This window comes from Micromonospora sp. M51 (genome assembly GCF_018070305.1).
Taxonomy (GTDB): Bacteria; Actinomycetota; Actinomycetes; order Mycobacteriales; family Micromonosporaceae; genus Micromonospora; species Micromonospora parva.
Window position 1 is genome coordinate 1 of the sequence record NZ_JAGPXZ010001250.1, and the last position, 1027, is coordinate 1027.

The following is a 1027-nucleotide window of genomic DNA, read 5'->3' on the forward strand; positions in this document are numbered from 1 at the left end:
GCCGTTCGCGCACCCTCGACGTGCCCACCGACACCGCCCGTGAGATGTTCGACACGGCCTGGGCGCTCTACACCGCCCTGGACCCGGGCGAGCGGATCCGACTCGTCGGTGTCCGGGTGGAAGGACTCGCCCCGGCGAAGGGCGCTCCCCGGCAACTCACCCTCGGCGCCCCCGAGCGCGGCTGGCGCGAGGCGGAAGCTGCCGCGGACGCCGCCGCTGCCCGTTTCGGGCGGTCCGTCATAGGTCCGGCCAGTCTGATGGGCGACCGTGATCCCCGTCGAAACGAAAATCCACCCCGCCCATAGGTCGTCCCGCTTTCCGACGCGCGACCCCCCTCGTAGACTTGCGGGTAAGCAGCCGGATGGCTGCCACGGTCTGTCGGCCCGAGTGGGCCCGACCAACGTGACCGGGGAGGAGTGCCGTGCCGCTCTCGGAGCACGAGCAGCGGCTGTTCGAGCAGATCGAGCGGTCGCTTGCCGAGGACCCCAAATTCGCCTCGGCCGTGCGCGCCAGCGATCCGCGCTTCCATGCGCGGCGTCGCCTGCTCGTCGCCGCCGGCGTCATCATCGCTGGCTTGGCTCTACTGGTCTATGGCGCGGTGATCAAGACTCCACCACTGGCGGTGGCGGGCTTTGTCGTCATGCTGGCGTCGGCCGCGTTCGCGGTGCAGTCGCACCGGCGGGCGCAGTCACCCGACCTGCACGTGGTGGGCGGCACGACGAGTCGCCGTCGTCCGCGCGGTGGCCGATCCGGTCGCCGGTCGTCGATCCTGGACCGCATGGAGGACAGGTGGCGGCAGCGCCCGGAGGGGCACCGCTGAGCCGGTCCCGCCGCTGAGGCGGGCCGTACGCCGCGACGAGCGGTCGCCGGGCACAGCCCCCGGCGACCGGCGACCTCCGTCGTATCCGCGCGCCCTTCTTCCCCGCTAACCACTCTCCGCAGGACCACCCTTCCGCATGATCGTGCTCGATCCCGGATGGAGTGGCATCGTGCGCCAGGGAGGGGCCTCTTTCCTGGATCGGGCACG

1 protein-coding gene and 1 pseudogene are annotated in these 1027 nt (G+C 71.8%); both read left to right on the plus strand.

Translation table 11 applies throughout. The features are described from left to right. Positions 1 to 305: pseudogene (locus KBX53_RS34045) on the plus strand (DNA polymerase IV); the annotation flags it as partial. A gap of 116 nt (positions 306 to 421) precedes the next feature. Continuing rightward, complete coding sequence (locus KBX53_RS34050; RefSeq protein ID WP_030334542.1) at positions 422 to 820, plus strand: DUF3040 domain-containing protein; 399 nt, start codon at positions 422 to 424, stop codon at positions 818 to 820. Positions 821 to 1027: the final 207 nt, after the last annotated feature.